At 25.5% G+C, this 3,185-nt stretch carries 2 protein-coding genes and 1 pseudogene; 1 reads left to right on the forward strand and 2 read right to left on the reverse strand.

The features are described from left to right. A partial coding sequence (locus tag EZH24_RS09160) for an AAA family ATPase (RefSeq protein ID WP_137998857.1) occupies positions 1-1,812 on the forward strand: 1,812 nt, incomplete at its 5' end. Between the two features lie 47 nt (positions 1,813-1,859). Here the strand turns inward: EZH24_RS09160 and EZH24_RS09165 are convergent. Both EZH24_RS09165 and scpB read right to left on the reverse strand, forming a co-directional pair. After that, positions 1,860-2,768 (reverse strand): annotated as a pseudogene (locus EZH24_RS09165) (pseudouridine synthase); the annotation flags it as partial. Positions 2,769-2,771: 3 nt separating this feature from the next. Continuing rightward, on the reverse strand, positions 2,772-3,185 hold a 414-nt coding region (gene scpB, locus EZH24_RS09170; protein ID WP_137998859.1), incomplete at its 5' end, for an SMC-Scp complex subunit ScpB.

Genomic DNA, 3,185 nt, shown 5'->3' on the forward strand with positions numbered 1-3,185 from the left:
TGCAATTATAAGAAAATTAGAGAGGTTAATTTAGATTTTAATAATATAAATATAATTATTGGTAAAAATAATTCTGGTAAGTCAAGCCTTTTAAGCGCTATTCATTTCTTTTTTACTATTATATATTCTATAAAAGATAATATAAATAATAGAGGTAATATAGCCAAAATTAAGAGGGATAATCCTGAAAAAATTTCTTATATTTTTAAAGAAGAAAATTTAATTTACAATCCAACTGATAATATAAGTTCTATAGCTTATGATAAATTACCAAAAAGAACCGATTTAAAAAGTGGTAAAAAAGGAATTGAATTTATTTTTAATAATAATATAAAAATAGTAATAAGCGAATATAATAATGTTTCGTATTCTTTTGACTTATTCTATTTAATTAATAGTTTTGATAAAGGAGAAGAGCTTTATAATGTTATAAAAGAATTTACAAATTATTTTGGAGATATTTATTCAATTTATTGTCCAGGTATATCAGGAATAATATACAATGAACCATATAAAAATAAAATAAAAATAATAAAAGACGCTTTTAATTTTGATGCTGCCAATACCGTGTTAAAAAATATTTTATTAGGAATAAGTAAAGAAAAAGATATTTTAAATAATTTTAATAAAGATTTTAAATTTCTATTTGGAGACGAATATGAGTTAGAATTTCCTAAAGAAAATGCGGTTGATATAAATGAATATATACAAATTAATGTCAAAATAGAAAATAAAACTATCCCCATTCATCAAATGGGTATAGGCTTTTTGCAGTTATTACATATATTATCTTATAAACATTATTTTAAATCAAAAATACTTATATTAGATGAACCAGAAATGCATTTGCATGCCAAACTATGTCATAAATTATTGGATTTATTAGAGAATTGGTCTAAAGATTATAATATGCAAATATTTATAAGCACTCATTCATATAACTCAATAAAATATATAACTAATAAAAGTAATAAAAATGAATATAATCTTTACCATTCTAAATATGGAAGTATTAACAAATGCGAAATTAGTGAAGTAGAAGATATATTTTTTAATGATATAGGGGAATTGCCTGCCATAAAAGAAAACTGTGATTATTTTATAATAACGGAAGATGAAAAGCCACTAATTGAAAAATTGATACCGAATGAATACCACGAAAAGATTCAGGTAATGCCATCAAGAAAATCTGATATTTGCAGAATATATCAAGAAATAATTAAAATATCTAAAAAATGTTTTATTATTTTTCATGTGGATTTAGATAGGTATGAAGAATATGAAGCCACACTAAAAAGTAAAAATATACCCATTAATGGTAATATTATTTTATGGCATACAGACTACGCTACTATAGAAGGATATTGGTTAATTTATGATAATTTAAAATCGCTAATAAAATCAATGAAAAAAGATGAAGAAGGAACTACTATAGATGAAAATTTAAACAAAATTATTCTTAATAATAAAGAAGAAATTAATAAGTCGATATGTGAATATATTTTAAAAGCTAACTTAAAAAAATATTATGAAGAAGAAAAGTATATACGAGAAAATATAAGCTCATTTAGACAAAAAATTAAAAATAGTAAAAGTGCTAAAGAGATTTTAGATTATATACTTGAAGAATCTATAAATATATCTAAAAAAGGAAAAGATACAGGCATAGGTAAATATATTAAGGATTTACTAAATAAAATAATAGAAGAATATTTTGGTAAAGATATAAAAGTTGAATTTAACAATATTAACTGTCCAGAATCATTATTAAAACATATAGAAAAATGGTTTAACAAAAAAATAAAAAACTAATACTATTTTTTAATTTATCATTCAAATAATTTTATAATACGATTTTATTTCGTTCGTTTATGACGAGGTTTTGCCCATTTTGATTTATTATGTTTTTTAACTGCTGGTTTATTTTCTTTCTTTTCTTCATTATTATTAAGATTAAAATTTTTATCAACGCTTTCAAAATTTTCAATGTTTTCGGACGAAAAAATATTTTCTATATCTTTTAATTTTTTATCTTTTTGATTAAAGAAAAATTCTATTTCTTTTTCTGTTAAATCTCTTATATGCCCCGCTTCCAAAGTTCCCGCCGAATCGCTATATTTACTCACGCATCCTACGGAAATTCTTTCCAAATCGATTACTTTATAACCCAAATATTCGAATATTTTTCTTATCTCTCGATTTTTTCCTTCGTTGATGGTTAATCTTATTTTGCTTTGAATTCTTCCTTTCGATAATATTTTGAATTTAAACGGCGAATAATTTATATTTTTAATCGTTATTCCTTTGCTCGCTTCAAGCAGTTTTTGAGAATCTATTTTTCCATTGACGACAACATCGTAAACTTTTAATATTTCGTAAGACGGATGAGTTATTATATTTGCGAATTCTCCATCGTTCGTTATAATCATAATTCCGCGAGATTCAGAGTCCAATCTTCCCGCATAAAATAATCTCTCTTTTACACCCTTAAAAAATTCGGTTATTATTCTTCTGCCGGGCAAATATTTCGTTGTGCTTACCACTCCGAGCGGTTTGTATAAGGCGATATATCTTTTTGATTGTCTTTCTATGATTTTTCTGTCTAAAGAAACTGTATCGCCTCTTTTTACTTTATAAGCGGGTTCTAATATTACTTGATTATTTACTCGAACTCTTCCCGACATTATCGCTTTTTCGCATTTTCTTCTGCTGGCAAATCCCGATTCCAATATAACTTTTACGAGCCTAATCGCTTCTTCGTTATTCATACTTTATTCATTTCTGTTGAATTCTAAATCTTTTAATTCTCTTAATTTTGGCAAATCGTCCAAAGAGTTAATTCCAAAATGCATAAGAAATTTATCGGTTGTTCCGTAAGTTTGTCTCTTATCCAAATAATCTTTTCTGCCTTTCCAAGCTATAAATCCGTCTTCCATTAATACTCTCAAATGATAACCGCTGTCGCTCTGTCTTATATCGTCAATTTCAGCTTTCGTTAACGGCTGTTTGTAGGCTATTATTGATAAAGTTTGAAGCATAGCCTTTGAAATTTTCTTTTTTCTTTTTTTATCGTAAATTGTAGACAAAGTTCCGAAAGCGGATGGAATGATTGTCATCATAATACTGTCGCCAATTTCGAGTATTTCTATCGCGCTTCCCGACTTTCTATATTTAATATTTATATT

Origin of the sequence: Brachyspira catarrhinii, assembly GCF_005518285.1 — a bacterium.
Classification (GTDB): Bacteria; Spirochaetota; Brachyspiria; order Brachyspirales; family Brachyspiraceae; genus Brachyspira; species Brachyspira catarrhinii.